Here is a 21,071-nt window from a genome sequence, read left to right on the forward strand (position 1 = left end):
CGTTACCTCACTAATGCCAAGGGGTGAGAGACTAGCGGGTGACTTCGCTGATGTTGGTTCCCAACAAGAAGCCGTCGCCCTCCGGTTCACACCGGATTACCTCACAAATGGTCTCCAGCGGAGGGAACTGATCACTGCTCGGGTGCAGCACCGTGGTCAGTTCTTCTCCAACCATAACCGGATCTCTCACAACCAGTTGCATGCCCGTTGCACTGAGATCCTTGCAGGTACCTGAAAAAGTATTTCCCTTGCTGTCAGTAATCTCGATTTCCGATTCAACTTGCATGCGATGAAAATCGCGCTTCTCCGAATAGTCTTTCATAACATTCACGCCCAGTTATCGGTTTTTCTTGTGGGTTTGAGCATCGGAATCACCAAAGCAAGAAGCACCCCTCCGAGTACGAGGCCAGCGCCTACCAACATGAAATCAGACTCTTTGCCGGCTTCCAACCGCTCGTTCTCCGCGGTCAGCACTTCAAGGTCATTGCGCAGTTTCTGATTTTCACCCAGTAACTCACCGTTTCGACGCTTCAAATTAATTGAATCTGAAGCGATATTCTTAATACGCCTGAGCTCTTGCTGCAACTCTTCTGAGCGGGCAGACAGCGAAGATTCTGCGTTACTCAGGGAATCACGCTCACTGGAGACCTCGTTCAACTGTGCTTTCAAAGAGGATAGCTCAGTTTGGGCTTGCTCAAGCTGTCGGCTTACGGTTTTCAGCCGATCTGCTGCAATTGGGGTATCGCTAAGGTACTGGCTGGACACCCAGCCATCATTACCTTTTGGCGTGCGGACGCGAGTATAGCCGGAATCTGACGTTTCAATAACTTCCAGTGCGGTGCCACTGGGAACTGCATTTTCAATAATACGAAACTGGGAGCCGGCGCCAGATCGCACTGGAAGATAGAGCTGATCATCAACCCAGGCGGTTTTTGCCTGAGCCGTAGCTATGGAAGACAGTATAAATAGCGCACTGATGGCAAGGCGAAAAAGCGTCACTGGCAAGATTCCCACGGTGTTCAAGTTAAAATGCGGTTTTAAAAGTATGTCGTTATTAAAGCCGCAATTCTGTCACAGATCTTCGACCGTTCAAGCGAGCTGTCATTACAATAAGCTCATGGAGCGATTCCAGATGCATCAGGGCAACACGATTTTGAACGGTTTAACGATAACTTTTTGATAAACACCCGCATCCATGTAGGGGTCACTGTCAGCCCAGGCCTGAGCCGCGCCCAAGGAATCGAACTCGGCAATTACAAGGCTGCCCGAGAAACCTGCATCGCCCGGGTCATTTGTATCGACAGCGGGGTGAGGCCCCGCTACCAAAAGCCGGCCTTCCGCTTTCAGTTGCTGTAGCCTCTCAACGTGTGCGGGCCTCGCTGCCTGGCGCAGAGGCAGGCTGTTATCGACATCTTCACTGATAATGGCGTAGTACATGCGGGTCTCCGGTTCCAAGGAGGAACTTGTTAAATAATGCATGGAATGGCTGGTACACTGTAGTGCCTGACCAGCGCAGCTTGGGCCAGGCACGTGTTGCCACTCATTTCATCGGGAATTTTTGTGACTATACCGCAAGACCCTGTTTTGTGCATTGATCTGCATTGCCACAGCACCGCTTCAGACGGGGCACTCACGCCAACTGAACTGGTGGCCCGTGCCGCAGAGAAAAAGGTTACGCATCTTGCCCTGACAGATCACGATACGGTACGCGGCTTTGCCGAGGCCCACAGTGCCGCGAAAGCGAACAATATCGTGCTGATTCCGGGGATTGAGCTTTCATGTTTATGGCGCAGCCACACAATACACATCGTAGGTCTGGATTTTGATATAGACAACACGGATTTCCTTGCCGCATTGGAGCAGCAGAATCGCAACCGTTGGGCGAGGGCGGCCATGATCGCCGAGCGCCTGAGTAAGCTTGCTGTTCCGGATCTGCTTGAACGCGCCACAGCTGAATCCGGAGGCGATGTTCCCGGGCGACCGCACTTTGCCAAGGTGATGGTTGAAGCGGGTGTCGTGAAGAATGTCGCGCAGGCGTTCAAGCGTTACCTGGGTAGCGGAAAGGTCGGTGATGTTAAGGCGTACTGGCCGGAGTTGCAGGAAGTCGTGCAATGGATCAATTCCGCCGGCGGGCTTGCGGTGCTTGCTCATCCCCGAAAATACCAGTTAACGGCAACAAAACTTCGCGATCTTACGGCCGACTTTCGCCGTGCTGGCGGTCAAGCCATCGAAGTGTCTACGTCTGGACAATCCAGTGGGGATTTGGGGTTTCTGGCTGAGCTTTGCGTGCGGGAGAAGCTGCTGGCGTCACAGGGCAGTGATTTTCACTTTCCCGGCGCGCCTTGGTGTGAGCTCGGTCGTATCATGAAAATGCCAGACGGGCTGGAGCCAGTCTGGCATCATTTCAGGCAGGTGCCAGGTGTTGGCGCACCGGTTTAATCCGGTGCGTGGAACAGTAGATAGAGGTCTGTCAGGGAGTCGGGGATAGCATCGGCCATCTGACGTGACAGTTTTTCGCTGTTGCGAACGTTCTGGAAGTCTTCGTCGTCAAACAGGCCTGACAGCGTCAGCATGGGCACCATCAGATCGGCGGTCTCATCCTCGCTGGCAGCATCCAGCCACGCATCTTCATTCTCCATAAACGTATCCACGAAGCCCGCACACCAATTCTCAAGCGCGTTCATTGGATCGCCGTCTTCCGGCTCTGGAAGCTCCAGAGCCTGGCCCATATCGAGTGCCCTGGCCATATCCCCCGCCAGCTGCGTGACGCACTGACGAAAGGTTTCCGGAATTCCACCGCCGGGCGTCTCATCGGCTCCGGTAACAAGGCGGAACACGGTTTCTACGCTCAGTCTGGCCGGCCCGACGACGCTGGCGCACACTGCGCCGTGAAAGCCGAAAAAGTCCAAGGCATCATCGCCCCAGGGTTCGGCGAACAGGATATCTTCCAGCGCTTCAATGTCGGAATTGGACAGCATGTGTTAGTTACCCCCGGATTTTTTGGCTTCTTCGGCCGCTCGCTGGCGTTTACGAACTTCACGGGGGTCGTTGTAAGCGCGCCCGGGCGTTACTGAAACGCCGGTTGTTTCGGCGGGTTCTTTTTCAGACACGGGCACCGCTTTATCTGGTGTGGCTTCGGCATTCTCTGCGGGCGCTTTTGCTGCAGACTTACTCCGGCTCCTTGCTGGCGTGGCTCTGGGCTTCCTGGCAGGAGGGGTCTTACTCTCGCCGTCAGATGAGCTTGCACCTGCGTCTGCGTTTGCCACCGGGTTTTCATCTTCTTTGGCTGAGGACAGGTCGCGCTCTGCTTTTGCTGCCGGTTTTTCTGCTGCAGCTGAGGGTTTTTTCGCTTCTGTCGCTGCGGGCTTTTTAACCTCTGCTGCTGATGGCTCTTTCACCACTGCTGATGGCTCTTTCACAACTGCTGATGGCTCTTTGCCCTCTGTTACGGGCGGTTCACTGTCTTTGGAAGCAGATGCTGCTCCGCTCGCTTCGGCGGAGGGCTTGCTGCTTGATACGGCCTCACTGATTTGTGCTGCCGGCTTCGAGCTGGCATCAGTTGTGGTTTCTTTAGCTGGCTGAGTCTGAGTAGTGACTGCTTCGCCCGGTGTCGCTTTGGGCTTGGCTTCGACTGCCGGAGCTTCTGCCTTTGCAGCTGCATCTGTGGTAGCGGAGTCCGTCGGTTTTTGAGCCTGCGGATCTGCCTTAACTTCATGTGCCGGGGCAACGTCAGCGACGGGTTGCGGTTTTTGAGCAGGCTTGTCGTCAGAGGCAGCCTTTTGCTCCGACTGCTTCGGCTCGTTCTGCTTCGCCACAGGTGCATTCGAAGCGGCCTGGTGTGCACTCTTTTCTGTTGCAGCCGAGGCGTTCAGCTCCGTGGTATCGTTGCCCGCTTCCGGCTGTGTATCCTTCTGATGTTTCTCATTACGAGCGCTCTTGCGAGCTGCCGGACTGGAAGCGGGAGCCTCAGAAGAAGAACCGTCCCGGTTACGTGGGCGGCGCGGTTTGCGGCGGCTGTCATCAGCGCCGGATTTTTCAGCGGTATTCGCCTTTAGTGGAGATTCCTGCTGATTTGCATCCTTCTGGTCACCGTTGTTTTTGGCGTCACGCTGAGGGCGGTTTCGGTTCTGACCGCGGCTTTGGTTGTCTCTGCGATTATCCCGACGGTTATCGTCATTGCGGTTGTCGGAGCCTTTATTCTCGGCGCTCCTGTCCGCATTTTTGTCGGCAGCCTGACGGCTCTGGTTAGGACGATTCTGGTCGTCATTTCGGTTGCGGCCTCGTGCACGGCTGTCGTCACCGCCAGTCTTCTGGTTGTTGCTCTGGCGACGCTCGTTGCTGCTGCGGTTTTTGCTACCGGAGCCTTGACCATCACGCGCGACGCGGGTTTTACGGCGATCCTGCCGCCCCTGGTTGCGCTGGTCGCCGCGGCTGGTCGTCTCTTTGCTTGCGCTGTCGCGGGTTTTGGTCGGCTGCGCTTCATCGTCACTGAAGAAGCAGGCAATCTTTCGGCCAATTCTACGGAACAGGCCATCGTCTTGTTCTTCGGGCGTCGCTTCAGTGGGTTCGACCGCTTTGGCAGTCGGCGCCGAGGCGCTTGGACGGATAGCCCGGACTGCAGCTTGCTCTCGGACCGGCTTTTCAGCTGCGGGCGCTTCAAACACATCTTCCTCACGCTCGCTGTATTCTTGCGCTACCTGGTGGCTGGAGATATGTTCGGGAGTGGCCTCATCATCCCGCATACGCAGGATTTCGAAGTGCGGCGTTTCCATGTGGGGTACCGGCACAACAACAACGCTGACTTCCTGGCGCGCTTCAATGTCGGCAAGCTGTTTGCGCTTTTCGTTCAGCAGGAAAGTGGCGACTGACACAGGTACGATGGCTCGCACTTCGCCCGTCTTTTCCTTGGACGATTCTTCGTAGATCAGGCGCATGATACTCAGCGCCAGCGACTCGATACCACGGATGGTGCCTTGGCCTTCACAGCGCGGGCACACTTCGCTGCGGGTTTCTCCCAGCGAGGGCCTTAGCCGCTGACGGGACATTTCGAGCAAGCCGAAACGTGAAATCTTGCCAACCTGAACTCGTGCCCGGTCGATTTCCAGAGCTTCGCGCATTTTCTGTTCAACTTCGCGCTGGTGCCTGGCTGGGGTCATGTCGATAAAGTCGATGACAATCAGGCCGCCCATGTCACGCAGACGCAGCTGGCGAGCGATTTCTTCCGCCGCTTCCAGGTTGGTCTGGAACGCAGTTTCCTCGATATCCTGGCCTTTGGTGGCGCGGGATGAGTTGATGTCTATGGACACCAGCGCCTCGGTCGGATCGATAACGATAGAGCCGCCAGAGGGGAGTCTGACTTCCCGCTGGAAAGCCGTTTCGATCTGGCCTTCAATCTGGTATCGACTGAACAGCGGAATCTCGTCTTTATAGAGCTTGATCTTGTTCTCGAACGTCGGCATTACGGCGCGGACGAAATTCAATACGTCCTCATAAACGCTTTCCGAGTCGATCAGCACCTCTCCGATATCCTGGCGCAGGTAGTCACGAACGGCACGAATGATAACGTTGCTTTCCTGATGGATCAGGAAGGGGGCTTTGCGCTCGCCGGCTGCCTGGGTAATCGCTTCCCAGAACTGAACCAGGTAGTCGAGATCCCATTGCAATTCTTCGGTGGTGCGGCCGATACCAGCGGTGCGTACGATGATGCCCATGGACTTGGGCACCTGAACGCTATTCATGGCTTCTTTGAGTTGTGCCCTCTCTTCGCCCTCAATGCGGCGTGAAATGCCGCCTGCACGGGGGTTGTTGGGCATCAGAACGAGGTAGCGACCGGCAAGGGAAATAAATGTAGTGAGGGCGGCGCCTTTGTTGCCACGCTCTTCCTTATCGACCTGGACGATGACTTCCTGGCCTTCCGCAACGACTTCCTTGATGTTGACCTTGCCTTCGATCTGGCCTGGCGACTTTTTGAAGTAGTCCCTGGAAATCTCCTTCAAAGGGAGAAAGCCATGGCGATCGGCGCCGAAATCAACAAAGGCAGCTTCCAGACTCGGCTCTACGCGGGTAATGCGCCCTTTGTAGATGTTGGCTTTTTTCTGCTCGCGGGAGCTGGATTCAATATCGAGGTCGAACAGGCGCTGGCCGTCAACCAGAGCGACGCGCAACTCTTCAGGGTGAGTTGCATTGATAAGCATTCTTTTCATGGAAAGGGGATTTTCCTGTCGTTTGATTTTGACAGAAAACCGAAGGGCGTCGCATCTGCGAAGCAGGACGTGCGTGCCGCAGGCCCCGTTAAATCAGGGGCAGAGCGGCGGACAGACAAATCATGCCCCGTCGGGGTATGATCCTGTTGATCTGAGACCACCGCCGACAGCCCACCGGCCTTCCGGCAGAGGGGTGTCGTGTAGGGTTCGTGTCTGTTGGCGCATATAATCCGTTTTCAGGTTCACACAAGTGCCTGGGTCTCACGTCTTATTCGTAAGCTGGACGGCCCGGCCTTGCGTGGCAGTGATTCTTCGCGATTTCGCCCGGCGGTTTTCCGCACGGTTTCAGTTTTTCCGGTGTCAGTTTGCCGTTTTTTACGGGTTTACCCTGGCACTGCGGAGGCATTTCTTGCGCCGGGCCCGATAGTGATTGGGCGTTCGGCGTTCAAACTCTTGAATAGTGTCGGTATACTTCTGCCGCTCCGGCTTCTGACTCAAGTTGGTCAGGCCGTAGACAAACGACAGATCACGCCGGAATATAACAGTATTCAGGGAGTCGTTCAATCCCGCCCGTATCGCCAGCTCCATCACCCGTTAAAGGAACCTTATGCCCCGCAAATCTGCTACCGGAAAGCCCACCCGCGCCAGGGTCAGAAAGCCGGTGTCACGCCCCGGCAACGGCGCCGAATCAAGCCGGACGAGTGGCGGGCGAGAAACTGTCCAGCAGAGGGTTCTTTGGGTAACTGTTGATGAGGATAATCATGGACAGCGGCTGGATAACTTTCTGCTGGCGCAACTTCGCGGTGTGCCCAGGAGTATTATCTATCGCATCGTCCGGAAGGGCGAAGTGAGAGTGAACAAGGGTAGGGTGAAGCCCGATACGCGCCTTGCGACGGGCGACCAGGTGCGTATTCCGCCGGTTATCCGCAAAGAGAAAGCCCCCCAGCCGGCGCCTGGGAGCAGGGTTCAAGGTGTGGTAGAGGCGGCGGTCGTATTTGAAAACGATCAGATGCTGGTGGTCAACAAGCCATCCGGTATTGCGGTGCATGGCGGCAGCGGTCTCAGCTTCGGTCTGATTGAGGTGCTGCGTTCGGCCCGCCCTGAGGCGAAGTTCCTTGAGTTGGTGCACCGTCTGGACAGGGATACCTCCGGGCTTGTCATGATTGCCAAAAAGCGGTCGGCGCTACGCTATTTGCAGGATGAGCTCAGGCAGAGGCGCATTCGGAAGCAATACCATGCCTTGGTGGTGGGGAGTTGGCCCAATAAGCTTGGCCGGGTTGATGAGCCTTTGCTGCGCTATGAAATGCCCAATGGAGAGCGCAGGGTGAAGGTGGATGAAGCCGGCAAAGCGTCGCTGACCACCTTTCGCTGCCTTGCGCGCTACAGCGGCTACAGTCTGGTGGAGGCGTCACCGGTTACTGGTCGTACCCATCAGATTCGCGTTCATAGTGCCTGCGCTGGTCATCCGATAGCGGGGGATGACAAGTATATGGATGATGTAAGTCTGAAAGCATTCCGGTCTGTTGGCGGTCAGCGGCTGATGCTGCACGCCCGGGCTCTTGAGCTCTTGCTGCCTGTGACCGGGGAGGCGGTTCGGTTCGAGGCCCCTTATGATGATGTATTCAGTCACGTGCTGAGTAAACTCGAAGTGCGTGCAACGGGAGCAGGTTGATGGACGTTAAAATTGTAATTTTTGATTGGGATGGAACCCTTGTGGATTCCGTAGATCACATTGCGGACAGTCTGCATCAGGCTGCCACCGATCTGGGTTATCCCGCGCTGGAGCGGGAAGCATACCGTGACATCATCGGTCTGGGCATGGTCGAGGCTCTGGAGAGGCTCTATCCGGGTATCAGTCGCGAAGAAATGACCACCATCCGGGAGGGGTACGGGAATTATTTCTTCCGTAAGGTCACGACGCCCCAGAATGTATTTGACGGTATGGCTGATGTCGTCGCAGATCTTCGAGGCGCTGGCCGCGGATGCTCTGTGGCTACGGGTAAAAGCCGTAGAGGTCTTGAATCTGCACTTGTTTCGAGCGGACTTGGCGCACATTTCGATATCACTCGCTGTGCTGATGAGACCCGATCCAAGCCTGATCCGCGTATGCTTGAAGAGATATTGCAGTTTTATGGGGTGGAGCCCTCAGAGGCCGTTATGATTGGCGATACCCGTTATGATCTCGAAATGGCGCAGCGCATTGGTATGCCATCCATAGGTGTTGAGTGGGGTGTGCATAAGCGTGATGTGCTCGGAGGCTACGCGCCCCATGCCATCGTAGATTCTGTTCCGGATCTTCGAAGCGTGCTCGGTCTGTAAAACAAATTTTGGTGTGTTCATTTCTGACAGGATAGATGCATGAGTGAGTGGGATTCAGAAAAGACTCCAGAATGGGGTGATAAATCTGCAGAGCCTCGTTTGGGGCGAAATCAACCGCGTTTGCCGCCCGAATCGGGTCGTGATTGGAGATTGATTGAAAAGCTGGTTATGTCGCTGCAGTCTGAGCAGCGCAAGAGCCGACGCTGGGGTATCTTTTTCAAGCTTCTTACATTCACCTATCTGTTCGTTCTGCTGGCGATTGTCTGGACTCCGTTTGGAGACAGTCTTGATGCAACAACCGGGAAACACACTGCGGTGGTGGAAGTGAATGGTCCGATTGCGGCAGACGAGCTCGCCAGCGCCGACAACATTGTTGGCTCTCTGCGGTCAGCGTTCGAGCAAGAAAATGCTGTAGCGATTATCCTGCGCATTAATAGTCCTGGCGGCAGTCCGGTGCAATCTGGATATATTTATGATGAGATCAAACGGCTGCGGGAGGAGTACCCGGAAAAGAAAGTTTATGCTGTGATCTCGGATATTGGAGCATCGGGCGCCTACTACATAGCGGCTGCAGCTGATGAGATCTATGCAAACCGGGCCAGTCTCGTGGGGTCAATCGGTGTTGTGGCCGGCGGTTTCGGGTTTACCGGTGTCATGGACAAGCTGGGCGTTGAACGCAGGCTTTACACGGCCGGTGACAACAAGGCCTTTCTGGATCCATTCTCACCCGAGCAGGAACAGGAAGTGGCGTTTTGGCAAGACGTGCTGGAGAGTACCCATCAGCAGTTCATAGAAGCAGTAAAGAAAGGTCGTGGTGATCGACTGGCTGATGACGAGCGCTTGTTCAGCGGCTTGATTTGGAGTGGCGAGCAGGCGTTGGAGCTGGGTCTTATTGACGGGCTTGGCAGTACCTCCCATGTTGCAAGGCAGATTGTGGGTCAGGAAGATCTGATTGATTATAGTCAGCGCAAAGGCGCGCTGCGTGATCTTGTTGATCAGCTTGGGGTGTCCGTTGGTCAGGGGGTTGTCGGGCAGTTGGTAGAGTCCCGCCTGGAATTGCGATAGGGGCAGGGCATACACGGGCAGTTACGGTTCGAGAAGTGGGTTTCTGCCCCAGCTCGTTAGCATGTTGGTCAGGGCGATCAAGGGCAGGCCGATCAAGCTGTTCGGATCGCGGCCTTGTAGCTCACGAAAAAGCGTGATGCCCAAGCCTTCCATCTTGAAGCTGCCTGCACAGTCATAGGGCGCCTCTTTGCGGAGATAGGCGTCGATTTCTTCTGGGCACAGGTCCCGGAAACGAGCGGTAAATTGCTCGCAGTGAGTTTGCAGCGTTCCGGAGCTGGCGTCCAACAGCGCGAGACCGGTCAGAAAGATGACGCTTTGACCACTGCTCCTGGCCAGCTGTTCGTAAGCATTTTTGTAGTTTCCGGGTTTACTTAACCGTGTGCCGTCAGGCAAGCCAGCCACCTGGTCTGAACCGATTATCCAGTGATCCGGGTACAAGGGTGCCAGAGCTCGGGCTTTCGACTCGGCCAGACGTAAGGCGAGGTCGACCGGAGGCTCCCCTGCGATGGGTGATTCATCAATGTCCGGGCTGGCGCTGGAGAACGGCAGTCCGAGCCTTGCCAGCAATTCGTGGCGATACCTTGATGATGAAGCCAAAAGCAGGGGTTTTAGGGGCATGATGTCATTCCTTCCGGTGTTTGTGCGCTACTTTTCAGTGCGCGTATCGTAGAATACACCTACGGAAACCGGAACCCCCGGTCAAAACGCTACGAAGTCTTTGACAGCAGCGAGCTTGGCCCCTAGAATTGCGCGCCTATGTCAAACGCGTCAAATGCAGAATTGCCAAAAATTGTCGACCCTTACCGGTTGGCGGAGCACGACAGCGTGCTGGAGGGAGATATCCCTCTCAGTGGGTTGCCTCGTTTCCGTGAAGCTGTTTTAGGGTTCGAGAATGATGCCGTATGTCGCGTGACGTTGTCCTTTTATCAGGATGGCGAGCGTCGTCGTATCGTCTCTGGTGAGCTGGAGGCTCCTGTTAAGCTGGAGTGTCAGCGTTGCATGGAGTCCATGGATTCTGTGCTGACCTCCCGGTTTGTGCTTGGGTTGGTCACCAGCGATGCGCAGGCCGAGCGGTTGCCAAAGGATCTCGAGCCGTTTCAAACTGAAGATTTCAGTGCGAATCTCTGGTCCATGGCGGAGGATGAGCTGTTGCTGGTTTTGCCTCCATATCCGTTGCATGACCGGAGTGAATGCCCGGCAAAAGAAGAGCTGGAAGCATACGAACCAGGCAGTTCTTCGGCCGTATCAGAGAAAAAGCCGGGGGATAACCCGTTCAGCGTGCTGGCGGGCCTTGGAAAAACAAAGCATTAATGCGAGCGTGGGCATCTATGTTGAAGCCGGCGCATTCAAACGAACACATGTTACGTGTAACGATATTCAAGTAAGTTACGTTAACAGGTCAGGAGTATAACCATGGCTGTACAGAAGAACCGCAAGACCCGTTCCAAGCGTGGCATGCGCCGTGCCCACGATGCTCTGAGCCCTGCAGCTCTGAGCACTGATTCAACAACTGGTGAAGTTCATCGTCGCCACCACGTGTCTCCGGACGGATTCTACCGTGGTAAGCAGGTAATTGAAGCCAACGACGAGTAAGCTCGTTGTACAGCCGCACCAACATCAATCGAATGGGCGAGCGGTGAAACCGGTCACTATAGCGATTGATGCCATGAGTGGCGATCGGGGGCCTTCAGTGGTCGTCGCCGCGGCCCTCGAAGCGGTGCGCGAAAATAAAGCCTTGAGTTTCATTCTGGTGGGTATCCGGAGTGAGCTTGAGGCTTTTTTGCGTGATGGGCATCCTCGAATCCAAATTATGGAAGCTGCGGATGTTGTCCGCATGAACGAGCGCCCCTCTCATGCGCTGCGACACAAGAAAAACTCCTCCATGGCCATTGCTTTGGCCCTGGTTCGTGACGGCGAGGCTCAGGGTTGTATCAGCGCGGGAAATACCGGGGCCCTTATGGCATTTGGGCGCTCCATTATCCGCATGTATCCGGGCATAGAGCGCCCCGCCATTGCCAAGCTGATCCCCTCGCTTCGGGGGCGGTGTCATGTTCTGGATCTTGGTGCCAATGTCGATTCCAGTGCGGAAAATCTCTATCAGTATGCTCTGATGGGATCGCTCATGGCTTCGGCAATCTGTAGCCAGGGGGAGCCGCGAGTCGCGCTGCTGAATGTGGGTGAAGAGGAAATCAAAGGCAACGAGCAGGTGCGCCTCGCATCCCACATGCTCGCGCAGTGCGACTCTATTAACTACATTGGCTACGTGGAGGGGAGTGATCTGTTCCGGGACGTTGCCGATGTGGTGGTGTGTGACGGTTTTGTGGGTAATATTGCGCTCAAAACCGGAGAGGGCGTTGCGGGTCTGCTTATTGAGCTCTTGGAGCAGGCGTTCACCCGCACGCTTTATGGTCGTTTTGTGGGCCTTCTTGCCCGCCCCATTATCGGGCGCCTGCTTCGCCTGATGGACCCGTCTCGTCACAATGGTGCCAGCTTGCTAGGTCTGCAGGGCGTGGTTATCAAAAGCCATGGCAACGCCAATGAGCGCGCCATGCTTGCGGCTATTCGACAGGCTGTGCGCGAAGTTGAGCTGGAAGTGCCAAGGCGCATTAATGAGCGTCTTGATGATCTGATGCTCTGACCAGCCAAGACCGGAGTAGCTTGTCATTGGTACGGCTTACTCGCGCATAATCCGTCGAGCTTGTACTATTGGCTAATCTCCTGAAACCTCCAATGACGATAAGATCCCGCTTATGAAATCAGCCTTTATCTTTCCCGGACAGGGTTCCCAGTCAGTTGGCATGCTTTCCGAGGCTGCTGTGACTTGGCCCATGATCAACAAAACCTTCGCCGAGGCTTCCAATGTGCTTGGTTACGACCTCTGGCATTTGTGTCAGAAAGGCCCGGCAGAAGACCTCAATCAGACGATGGTCACCCAGCCGGCGATGCTGACCGCCAGTGTCGCGCTGTGGCGCCAGTGGTTGGTGTCAGGCGGCCCAAAGCCCGATTATCTGGCGGGGCATAGCCTGGGTGAGTACAGTGCGCTCGTCGCGGCTGAAAGCCTTGATTTCGTTGAAGCTGTAAAACTTGTCCGCTTGCGTGGCGAGCTCATGCAGGAAGCTGTGCCCTCCGGAGAAGGTAAAATGGCTGCCATTCTGGGTCTTGAAGATGCAGATGTTGTGGCCGCCTGCGAAGAGGCTGCTAACGGTGATGTTGTTGCAGCGGTGAATTTCAATGCCCCTGGCCAGGTTGTGATTGCCGGGTCCGCTGCTGCCGTTGATCGCGCTATCGAGGCCTGTAAGGCAAAAGGAGCCCGTAAAGCCATGCTTCTGCCTGTCAGTGTTCCCTCCCATTGCGCCCTGATGAAAGGTGCTGCCGAGGAACTGGGTCAGACACTAGACGAAGTTCGCTTTAACGATGCGCTCACTCCGGTTATACAGAATGTTAACGCTGCAGCAGAGACAGATTCGGCTACACTGAAAGCCAATCTTCTTAAACAGCTTTATTCGCCGGTATTGTGGGCGGACTCAGTTCGTACACTGGTTGGCCGCGACGTCACCGTTGCCATAGAATGCGGTACAGGTAAAGTACTTGCAGGGCTGGCCAAGCGGATCGACCGGGGACTTTCAGTTCACGGGATCGAAGACCCGCAGGCACTGACAGCAGCCATTGCGGCATTTGAACCGTCTTGAAGAAAGGGAGTTTTGCATGTCTCTGGAAGGTAAAACAGCACTGGTAACCGGTGCTACCCGAGGAATCGGAAAAGCCATCGCGCTGGCCCTGGCAGAGCAGGGTGCAGAGGTGGTGGGTACCGCGACCAGTGCAGATGGTGCGGCAACCATCACGGATAGCCTTCAGGCCGCGGGCGTGAGGGGTTATGGCATTGTGATGAACGTGGCCGATCCTGAAAGCATCGAAGCGGGTCTGAAAGAGATAACTGAGAAATCCGGTGCGCCTCTGATTCTGGTCAATAACGCTGGCATAACCCGTGATAATCTTCTGATGCGTTTGAAAGATGATGATTGGGCTTCTGTGCTCGAAACTAACCTTTCAAGTGTGTACCGTACGAGCAAGGCTGTTTTGCGAGGTATGGCAAAGGCTCGGTGGGGTCGCGTTATAAACGTCAGCTCTGTGGTTGCCAGTATGGGCAATCCCGGTCAGGCGAACTATTGCGCTGCCAAAGCCGGTGTAGAGGGCTTTACTCGCAGCCTGGCAAAGGAAATGTCGAATCGGGGCATCACAGCGAACTGTGTTGCACCCGGGTTTATCGACACAGATATGACAAAAAAACTGGACGACAGGCAGCGTGAAGCTATGCTGGGGATAATACCTACGGGTCGTCTGGGGCAGCCGGAAGAAGTGGCGGCTCTGGTTGCTTTTCTGGCGTCGGATATTGCCGGCTATGTGACTGGAGAAACCATTCATGTAAACGGCGGAATGTACATGGGATAAGCCCCAATTTGGGGCTCGTGCGCAACCCCTTGTCGCACAACATGTTTAACCGGATCCCTGCTTGTTTGCAGGTAGGGTTTACACTAAACTGGCAGCACTTGAGTTGCTTGGTTGATACACAAAGTGAGGACATTATGAGTACAGTTGAAGAGCGCGTGAAGAAGATTGTTTGTGAACAGTTGGGCGTAAAAGAGTCCGAAGTTCAGAACTCATCTTCTTTTGTAGAGGATCTTGGCGCTGACTCACTGGACACCGTTGAGCTGGTCATGGCACTGGAAGAGGAATTTGAAACCGAAATTCCTGATGAAGAAGCCGAAAAGCTTGCCAGTGTTCAGGACGCGATCGACTACATCGTCGCGCATACCTGATACTCTGCATTTAAGTAAGCCAGGCAAAAAGCCGTCCTTGTCATTGTACGAGGGACGGCTTTTTTATTGCCTGAGAATTACCCATGCTTTGGGTGTATTCAGCAATAACGACAGATGAACGATCAGGTGAGCGTGTTTATGAGTAAGCGACGGGTGGTTATCACTGGTATGGGAATGTTGTCGCCTCTGGGAAATGACGTTGCGTCTTCCTGGGAGGGTATCTGCGCGGGCCGCAGTGGCATCGGTATGATCGATCGCTTTGATGCATCCGAGTACAACACCCGCATTGGTGGATCGATCAAGGATCTGGACCTTGAGTCTTATCTGTCCCCGAAAGAGTCCAGAAAACTGGACGCGTTTATTCACTATGGTTTGATTGCGGCTCAGCAAGCGGTCGATGACAGCGGGCTCGCAGAATACGGCGAGCTGGACCTTGACCGAGCCGGTATCGCAATAGGTTCAGGCATTGGTGGCCTGGAGTATATTGAGAAAAGCGTGCTGACGATGGATAAATCTGGTCCGCGCAAAGTGTCGCCGTTCTTTGTTCCGGCCTCGGTGATCAATATGATTTCCGGTAATGCGGCGATTCGCTTTGGCTACCGTGGGCCAAATATTGCGATTGTCACCGCCTGCACGACAGGCACCCATAATATAGGTTACGCCGCCCGCACTATCGCCTATGGCGATGCGGATGTGATGCTTGCCGGTGGCTCCGAAATGGCAACAACGCGAACGGGCATTGCTGCATTTGCATCAGCCCGTGCGCTTTCAACCCGCAATGACGAGCCGGAGAGAGCCAGTCGCCCGTGGGATCGGGACAGGGACGGTTTTGTTCTCAGCGACGGCGCCGGGGTCGTTGTCCTGGAAGAGCTGGAACACGCAATACGGCGCGGTGCAACCATCTACGGTGAGTTGGTCGGCTTTGGCATGAGTGATGACGCCCACCACATAACAGCGCCCCCGGAAGACGGGGAGGGCGCTGCACGTTCCATGATCAACGCGCTGCGTGACGCAGGCCTGCAGCCCGAAGAGGTTGATTACATCAATGCCCATGGAACCTCGACTCAGGTAGGCGATGTTGCGGAGATTGCGGCGGCCAAGCGCGTCTTTGGCGCTCACGCAAGTCAGTTAGCCATGAGCAGTACGAAATCCATGACTGGACACTTGCTGGGCGCTGCTGGTGCAGTAGAGGCCATCTTTTCCCTGCTTGCTATACGTGATGGCGTGCTGCCGCCAACGATTAATCTGGATAATCCTGACGAAGGCTGCGATCTGGATCTTGTACCGAACATCTGCCGTAAATCTGATGTTCGCGTGGCACTGTCTAACTCCTTTGGCTTTGGTGGCACTAACGGCACCTTGATTGTGCGCCGCTACGAAGGTTGAAGCGTCATGTTCAATCTGTATTGGGCCGATGAAAGTGGTTTCCCAGCTGGTGATCGTGGTGCTGCATACGGTGACGGTCTGTTCGAGACCATAAGGATGTGCGGTAACCGGGGTGTCCTTTTATCTCGCCACCTGGCTCGAATGGGTCGTGATGCGGGCAGATTGGGCATTCCGATTGCCCATACAGATCTTCGTAAAGCCTGCACCGCGGCGGTCAGCCGTTACGCAGACCGTTTTTGCAACAAGGATGGTGAGAGTGGCTGGGTGCTCAAGTTAACGCTCACCCGCGGAGAGGGTGGTCGTGGGTACCAGCCAGGCTCCGGAATGCGGCCTAACCTTATGGTGTCCGCCAGTCCTATGCCTGTAGCGCCCGCCACTTTCGGTGTTGCGGCTGATGTCTCCAGGGTTCCACTAACGGTGAACCCTCTTCTTGCAGGTATAAAATCGCTCAACCGGCTGGAACAGGTTATGGCGGCCCGAGAGATTACAGGCGAGCTGTACGAGATGATCATGTCTGATAGCGCCGGCAATCTGGTTGAGGGGACTCGTACCAACCTTTTACTCAAGGGGCCCGGAGGCTGGGTAACGCCTCCGGCCAAAAGCCTTGCGGTTGCCGGCATATTGCGCCAGTGGGTTCTGGAGAAACTCAGGGCAAAAGGCGAGGTTGTCGAGGAGCGCGCTGTTAGCATGGCAGACGTGTTGGGGGCTCATTGCCAGGGGCTCTATTTGTTGAACAGCGTGATCGGCGTTGTTCCCGTGCGCAGTTTTGCCGGGCAGGATTTGCCTGCCGATGATGGACTTGCGACAATCTTTAATCCTCTCGAACTGCTGGAATAATTCGTTTGTTCAAAAAACTATTGATTGCAGGTATTTGTGCTGCCGTGCTGGTGGTTACAGGCACCGGCTTATGGGCCTGGCAAGGGCTGGATTCACTGTCAAAGCCGGTTGTTATGACTGAGCCGGTGTTGTTTGATGTGCCCGGTGGCACTGCGTTCAGCGAAGTCGCCAGACAGCTGGAGGCTCGCGGCCTGGTTGAAAAAAGCTTATGGGTGCGCGTCTACGGGCGTTTGTTTCCGGATCAGGCCAGAATCAAAGCCGGGGAATATGAATTCACCGATGGAATGACTGCTGAAGCCATGCTTGCCAAAATGGTGTCGGGCGACACCAAGCACTGGTCTGTGCAGTTTATCGAAGGCTGGACGTTCAGCGATATGCGCGCAGCCCTTGCAGCATCAGAGCGTCTTGAGAAGCTTACCTCAGAGTGGCCGGTTGAGCAGATAATGGAAGCTGTTGGCGCCGAGGGTGAGCACCCTGAGGGGCGTTTCTTCCCGGATACGTATCTGTTCACCAGCAGCGAGTCGGATCTCGACTTGCTCCGACGCTCGTTCCGGCGCATGGAGACGGTTCTCGCTGAAGAATGGGAGAACCGTGAAGAAGGCCTGCCCTATGCCAGTGCCTATGAAGCGCTGATTATGGCCTCCATTGTCGAGAGGGAAACCGGTGCTCCTAAGGAGCGAGATCAAGTGGCAGGCGTGTTTGTGCGCCGCCTGCAAAAAGGTATGAGATTACAGACAGATCCCACGGTAATATACGGCATGGGAGACAAGTACCAGGGCCGCATAGGCAGTCAGGATCTGCGTACTCACACGCCGTATAACACCTACCGTATTAACGGATTGCCGCCTACGCCTATTGCCTTGCCTGGCCGTGAGGCCATACACGCATCCATGCATCCGGGCGCAGGTAAAGCCCTCTACTTTGTGGCTCGGGGCGATGGCACCCATCAGTTTTCGAACACGCTGGCAGAGCACCAGAAAGCGGTCCGGGCGTTTCAGTTGAACCGCCGTTCTGATTACCGGTCTTCACCCGCCCCCGACAAGGATGAGAAACCATGACTGTGCGTGGCCAGTTTATTACCTTCGAGGGAACTGAAGGCGTGGGTAAATCCACCCAGATCGCCAATGCCGCTGACGCCCTGAAAGGACTGGGGGTTGATTGCATCGTAACCCGCGAACCAGGTGGTACGCCCATGGCCGAAGCGATCCGTGAGTTGCTTCTGGCGCCAAGGGACGAACCGGTGAACGATCTCACCGAGCTGCTCCTGATGTTTGCAGCACGGGCGCAACATCTTCACACGCTTATTCTTCCTGCGCTTGAGAAGGGGCAGTGGGTACTTTGCGATCGCTTTACCGATGCGACCTTCGCATACCAGGGTGGAGGGCGTGGTGTTCCAGGCGAGCGGATTGCGCTGCTGGAAAATCTGGTGCAAGGCGAGGTGCGCCCCGATCACGTGGTATTGCTGGATGCCCCCGTCGAAACTGGCATGATGCGGGCGAGGCATCGAGGACAATTGGATCGCTTTGAGCAGGAAGCGGTGTCTTTTTTTCAGCGGATTCGCGATACCTATCTGTCTCGCGCTGCAGCCTCGCCCAAACGCTATAATATCGTTGACGCAGCTGCTCCGTTGGAGCAGGTAAGCGCCCGAATCACCGAACTTATGTGCAAGTTCCAATCAGATCTGCTTTAATTGCGTTATATTCTCAATTAGAGGTTCCGGTACTGTCTATGCTGGATGCCCGATTACTCAAACTTCCAACCGCCTCTCACCAGCATCGTCATGAGCACCACCAGATTGTGGTCGGTGTTCAAGGCGAGGCAGATTTGAGTGTTGATGGAACCGGCTCCCATCTGGACACCTGGAAAGCCTGCCTCGTTCCAACGGAGGCTCGCCACGATTATTGTGGTGACCTTCAGAATCACGTGATGGTGATTAACCTCGATCCATCAAACCCAGCTATTTCGACGCCGAGTCACGCTGATTACGAGCGGATGGTACGTGTGTTTGAAAAACCGCGTACGGTCCATATGGATAGCCGCCTGCAAGGGCTGGTTCAGTTTGCTGCTGGCGAGTTCGATCGTTCGCCCGGCAACTTGGCGATGCACAGCCATCTCGCGTCCAGTATTCTTTACTGTATGGCGGACAGGATAGTTGATCGAGCGGCAAGCACGCCGAGCCGACATAGTCTCAGCCCCGACGCAATACAGCGCTATATAAAGGCGAACCTTCACCGGAAGATTACGGTACAGGATCTGGCGAGTGAAGCCTGCCTGAGTGTAAGCCGGTTCCATGAAGTGTTTCGAGAGGTGGTTGGAACAACGCCTCACCAGTTTCTTTTGCAGGCTCGCCTCAATCAGGCCATAAATCTCCTGGCCTCGACGCCCCTATCGGTATCTGAAATCAGTTACCGGGTAGGCTTCTCCTCGCAGAGCGCTCTTACAAATGCCTTACGTAAACATAAGGGAACGACTCCTGCGAGATTGCAACTTCGTGAAAACGTTGCCTGATCTGGTCTGGAAAGGGTTTGGTTTCGTAAAGCCTCCGCGGAAGTCCCGTAGAATTCTGTAAAAGAATCGTAGGATTTTGTAAGCCGGTGATACGTAGCAATACTAACCTAGTGTGTGTTAACTCTCATCCTGCTGGCTTGTTGCATTTTAGTGACTTGGCGATTGTTATGGTCGCAAATTCGCGGCAATTAACTATAGTTAAACGCGAAAGTGCGATGATTGCGGTCAGGTTCGGAAGGATTTCAAGTAAACAAGAAAAATGACGCAGCAAGCTGGTACCCGTGCCAGCTCTGTGCTTTGAGATCGGATTTAATCCGACTCATTAAACCGGAGGAATTCCATGGCTATTGGTGTTTGGATAAGTCTATTTGCTTATTTTGCGGTGATGATTGGCATCGGCCTTTTTGCGATGCGCACATCTACTTCTTCATCAGAAGATTACATGCTTGGTGGCAGGGGGCTAAGTCCCAAGGTGGCAGCCTTGTCTGCGGGCGCCTCAGACATGAGTGGCTGGTTGCTTCTGGGTCTTCCGGGGGCGATGTATGTATCGGGTCTGGCTTCTGCCTGGATCGGTGTCGGCCTTTTCGTCGGTGCGTTCATTAACTGGGTTCTCGTTGCACCCAGGCTGCGCGCCCAGACAGTTCATTATGGCAACGCGTTGACTATACCGGCTTTTCTGGCCAATCGCTTTCCCACTCAGGCATTGCCACTACGAACCGTGGCGGCGATCGTTATTGTTGTGTTCTTTTCGGTTTATACAGCCTCAGGCCTGGTAGCGGGTGGCAAGCTGTTTGAAAGTGCATTTGCCGGAATTTTCAACTTCGGAGGTATGGGTGATTACGGAGTGGGTATCACCATAACTCTGGGTGTCGTACTTGCCTACACAGTGGTTGGCGGGTTCCTGGCTGTGAGCATGACTGACTTTGTTCAGGGCTGCATCATGATGGTTGCGCTGGTTCTTATGCCGGCAGTTGTGCTATTCGGCGAAGGCGGTGGCGGTTTTGCCCAGGCGACCCAAACGCTGAATGAGGTGGATCCGACCCTGCTATCCTGGACAGAAGGACTTACCTTTATTGGATGGCTCTCAGCAGTGACGTGGGGCCTGGGCTACTTTGGCCAGCCGCACATTATCGTTCGCTTCATGGCAATCCGTTCAGTGAGAGAAGTCCCGACGGCTCGTAACATCGGCATGTCCTGGATGGCTATTTCCCTGATTGGCGCGATTGGTCTGGGTATTTTCGGCCGTGCTTACGCAGTGCGTAATGGCATTCAAATTGACGATCCCGAAACCATCTTTATTATTCTTGCAGACTTGCTGTTCCATCCGCTGATCACAGGCTTCCTGTATGCAGCTTTGCTGGCAGCGGTAATGAGCACCATTTCCAGCCAGCTTCTGGTTGCGTCGTCGTCCCTGACAGAGGATTTTTACCGCTTGTTCCTGCGCAAAGAAGCTGGAGACCGCGAGTGCGTAAACGTTGGCCGTGTATGCGTAGTGCTTGTTGGTCTTGTTGCCGCGGTCATCGCTTCTGACCCCACCTCAAACGTTTTGAGTCTGGTCGGTAACGCATGGGCTGGCTTTGGTTCGGCGTTTGGTCCTCTGATCATTCTCGCGCTTATGTGGCCGCGCACGAATGGCGCTGGCGCATTGGCGGGCATGATTGTTGGTGCCGGTACTGCAATGATCTGGGTTTCCCTGGGTTGGAATGGTGAGTTCATGGGCGGCCCTGGCGTCTATGAAATTATTCCAGGCTTCATTGCATCCATGATTGCCATCGTAGTGGTAAGTCTTGCTACCTCAGATGCCAATGAGTATCAGGCAGTCAGTCATCACGGATAAAAGAGCATAAGGCGCTTAAAACCAGAAAGGGCTCCTGCGGGAGCCCTTTTTTTGTCTGGATATCAGTGATGCTCAACTGGTAGATCCGATGCAGGGCAG

The 21,071-nt window shown here is 55.0% G+C and carries 23 protein-coding genes; 16 read left to right on the forward strand and 7 right to left on the reverse strand.

Annotated features, from left to right (window positions below; genetic code table 11):
- Positions 1 to 31: 31 nt before the first annotated feature.
- The 3 genes from FFI90_RS02705 to FFI90_RS02715 form a co-directional block, all read right to left on the reverse strand.
- Positions 32 to 322, reverse strand: a complete 291-nt coding sequence (locus FFI90_RS02705) for a PilZ domain-containing protein (protein ID WP_144776275.1) — start codon at positions 320 to 322, stop codon at positions 32 to 34.
- A 5-nt stretch (positions 323 to 327) separates the two neighbouring features.
- Positions 328 to 999, reverse strand: coding sequence for a TIGR04211 family SH3 domain-containing protein (locus FFI90_RS02710; RefSeq protein ID WP_144776277.1), 672 nt, complete (start codon positions 997 to 999; stop codon positions 328 to 330).
- A gap of 138 nt (positions 1,000 to 1,137) precedes the next feature.
- The gene (locus FFI90_RS02715; protein WP_144776279.1) at positions 1,138 to 1,437 is read right to left on the reverse strand and encodes a YciI family protein; all 300 of its coding nucleotides are present in this window, start codon (positions 1,435 to 1,437) and stop codon (positions 1,138 to 1,140) included.
- Between the two features lie 123 nt (positions 1,438 to 1,560).
- On the opposite strand from FFI90_RS02715, the gene FFI90_RS02720 reads away from it, so the two are divergent.
- Positions 1,561 to 2,439 (forward strand): PHP domain-containing protein, encoded by an 879-nt coding sequence (locus FFI90_RS02720; protein WP_144776281.1) that lies wholly within the window; start codon positions 1,561 to 1,563, stop codon positions 2,437 to 2,439.
- On the opposite strand, the gene FFI90_RS02725 is transcribed toward FFI90_RS02720, so the two are convergent.
- The 3 genes from FFI90_RS02725 to FFI90_RS02735 all read right to left on the reverse strand — a co-directional run bounded on the left by FFI90_RS02725 (position 2,436) and on the right by FFI90_RS02735 (position 6,791).
- Positions 2,436 to 2,978 carry a YecA/YgfB family protein gene (locus FFI90_RS02725; RefSeq protein ID WP_144776282.1) on the reverse strand — a complete coding sequence of 181 codons (543 nt, stop codon included), beginning with the start codon at positions 2,976 to 2,978 and terminating at the stop codon, positions 2,436 to 2,438. The genes FFI90_RS02720 and FFI90_RS02725 overlap by 4 nt on opposite strands.
- Positions 2,979 to 2,981: 3 nt before the next feature.
- Positions 2,982 to 6,203 (reverse strand): ribonuclease E, encoded by a 3,222-nt coding sequence (rne, locus tag FFI90_RS02730; RefSeq protein ID WP_144776284.1) that lies wholly within the window; start codon positions 6,201 to 6,203, stop codon positions 2,982 to 2,984.
- Positions 6,204 to 6,578: 375 nt separating this feature from the next.
- Positions 6,579 to 6,791: a hypothetical protein gene (locus FFI90_RS02735; protein ID WP_144776286.1), complete on the reverse strand. Its 213-nt coding sequence runs from the start codon at positions 6,789 to 6,791 to the stop codon at positions 6,579 to 6,581.
- Between the two features lie 19 nt (positions 6,792 to 6,810).
- On the opposite strand from FFI90_RS02735, the gene rluC reads away from it, so the two are divergent.
- From rluC to FFI90_RS02750, 3 genes are read left to right on the forward strand one after another with little or no spacing between them, the layout of a single operon-like run.
- Positions 6,811 to 7,875 (forward strand): 23S rRNA pseudouridine(955/2504/2580) synthase RluC, encoded by a 1,065-nt coding sequence (rluC, locus tag FFI90_RS02740; protein WP_144776288.1) that lies wholly within the window; start codon positions 6,811 to 6,813, stop codon positions 7,873 to 7,875.
- Entirely contained in the window at positions 7,875 to 8,522 is a 648-nt protein-coding gene (locus FFI90_RS02745; protein ID WP_144776290.1) for an HAD family hydrolase, read from the forward strand. Before rluC ends, FFI90_RS02745 begins: the two co-directional genes overlap by 1 nt.
- A gap of 39 nt (positions 8,523 to 8,561) precedes the next feature.
- On the forward strand, positions 8,562 to 9,587 hold the full coding sequence (locus tag FFI90_RS02750; protein ID WP_144776292.1) for a S49 family peptidase: 1,026 nt from the start codon (positions 8,562 to 8,564) through the stop codon (positions 9,585 to 9,587).
- A gap of 21 nt (positions 9,588 to 9,608) precedes the next feature.
- Here the strand turns inward: FFI90_RS02750 and FFI90_RS02755 are convergent, their stop codons facing one another.
- Positions 9,609 to 10,205: a Maf family protein gene (locus tag FFI90_RS02755; protein WP_144776294.1), complete on the reverse strand. Its 597-nt coding sequence runs from the start codon at positions 10,203 to 10,205 to the stop codon at positions 9,609 to 9,611.
- Between the two features lie 138 nt (positions 10,206 to 10,343).
- On the opposite strand from FFI90_RS02755, the gene FFI90_RS02760 reads away from it, so the two are divergent.
- The 12 genes from FFI90_RS02760 to putP all read left to right on the forward strand — a co-directional run bounded on the left by FFI90_RS02760 (position 10,344) and on the right by putP (position 20,972).
- A complete protein-coding gene (locus tag FFI90_RS02760) occupies positions 10,344 to 10,898 on the forward strand; it encodes a YceD family protein (RefSeq protein WP_144776296.1) in 555 nt (184 codons plus the stop codon).
- A 102-nt stretch (positions 10,899 to 11,000) separates the two neighbouring features.
- On the forward strand, positions 11,001 to 11,180 hold the full coding sequence (gene rpmF, locus FFI90_RS02765; RefSeq protein ID WP_144776298.1) for a 50S ribosomal protein L32: 180 nt from the start codon (positions 11,001 to 11,003) through the stop codon (positions 11,178 to 11,180).
- A 43-nt stretch (positions 11,181 to 11,223) separates the two neighbouring features.
- Positions 11,224 to 12,225: a phosphate acyltransferase PlsX gene (gene plsX, locus FFI90_RS02770; RefSeq protein ID WP_144776300.1), complete on the forward strand. Its 1,002-nt coding sequence runs from the start codon at positions 11,224 to 11,226 to the stop codon at positions 12,223 to 12,225.
- A gap of 112 nt (positions 12,226 to 12,337) precedes the next feature.
- A complete protein-coding gene (fabD, locus tag FFI90_RS02775) occupies positions 12,338 to 13,276 on the forward strand; it encodes an ACP S-malonyltransferase (protein ID WP_144776314.1) in 939 nt (312 codons plus the stop codon).
- A gap of 16 nt (positions 13,277 to 13,292) precedes the next feature.
- Positions 13,293 to 14,036, forward strand: coding sequence for a 3-oxoacyl-ACP reductase FabG (fabG, locus tag FFI90_RS02780; protein WP_144776316.1), 744 nt, complete (start codon positions 13,293 to 13,295; stop codon positions 14,034 to 14,036).
- A 134-nt stretch (positions 14,037 to 14,170) separates the two neighbouring features.
- A complete protein-coding gene (gene acpP / locus FFI90_RS02785) occupies positions 14,171 to 14,404 on the forward strand; it encodes an acyl carrier protein (RefSeq protein ID WP_012136033.1) in 234 nt (77 codons plus the stop codon).
- Positions 14,405 to 14,542: 138 nt separating this feature from the next.
- Positions 14,543 to 15,790 (forward strand): beta-ketoacyl-ACP synthase II, encoded by a 1,248-nt coding sequence (gene fabF / locus FFI90_RS02790; protein ID WP_144776318.1) that lies wholly within the window; start codon positions 14,543 to 14,545, stop codon positions 15,788 to 15,790.
- A 6-nt stretch (positions 15,791 to 15,796) separates the two neighbouring features.
- On the forward strand, positions 15,797 to 16,627 hold the full coding sequence (locus FFI90_RS02795) for an aminotransferase class IV (protein ID WP_144776320.1): 831 nt from the start codon (positions 15,797 to 15,799) through the stop codon (positions 16,625 to 16,627).
- A gap of 5 nt (positions 16,628 to 16,632) precedes the next feature.
- Positions 16,633 to 17,685, forward strand: coding sequence for an endolytic transglycosylase MltG (mltG, locus tag FFI90_RS02800; protein WP_186317898.1), 1,053 nt, complete (start codon positions 16,633 to 16,635; stop codon positions 17,683 to 17,685).
- Positions 17,682 to 18,317, forward strand: coding sequence for a dTMP kinase (gene tmk / locus FFI90_RS02805; protein WP_144776324.1), 636 nt, complete (start codon positions 17,682 to 17,684; stop codon positions 18,315 to 18,317). Before mltG ends, tmk begins: the two co-directional genes overlap by 4 nt.
- A gap of 38 nt (positions 18,318 to 18,355) precedes the next feature.
- The gene (locus FFI90_RS02810) at positions 18,356 to 19,135 is read left to right on the forward strand and encodes an AraC family transcriptional regulator (RefSeq protein WP_144776326.1); all 780 of its coding nucleotides are present in this window, start codon (positions 18,356 to 18,358) and stop codon (positions 19,133 to 19,135) included.
- A 340-nt stretch (positions 19,136 to 19,475) separates the two neighbouring features.
- Complete coding sequence (putP, locus tag FFI90_RS02815) at positions 19,476 to 20,972, forward strand: sodium/proline symporter PutP (RefSeq protein WP_144776328.1); 1,497 nt, start codon at positions 19,476 to 19,478, stop codon at positions 20,970 to 20,972.
- Positions 20,973 to 21,071 lie beyond the last annotated feature (99 nt).

Origin of the sequence: Marinobacter maritimus (assembly GCF_007671675.1) — a bacterium.
Taxonomy (GTDB): Bacteria; Pseudomonadota; Gammaproteobacteria; order Pseudomonadales; family Oleiphilaceae; genus Marinobacter; species Marinobacter maritimus.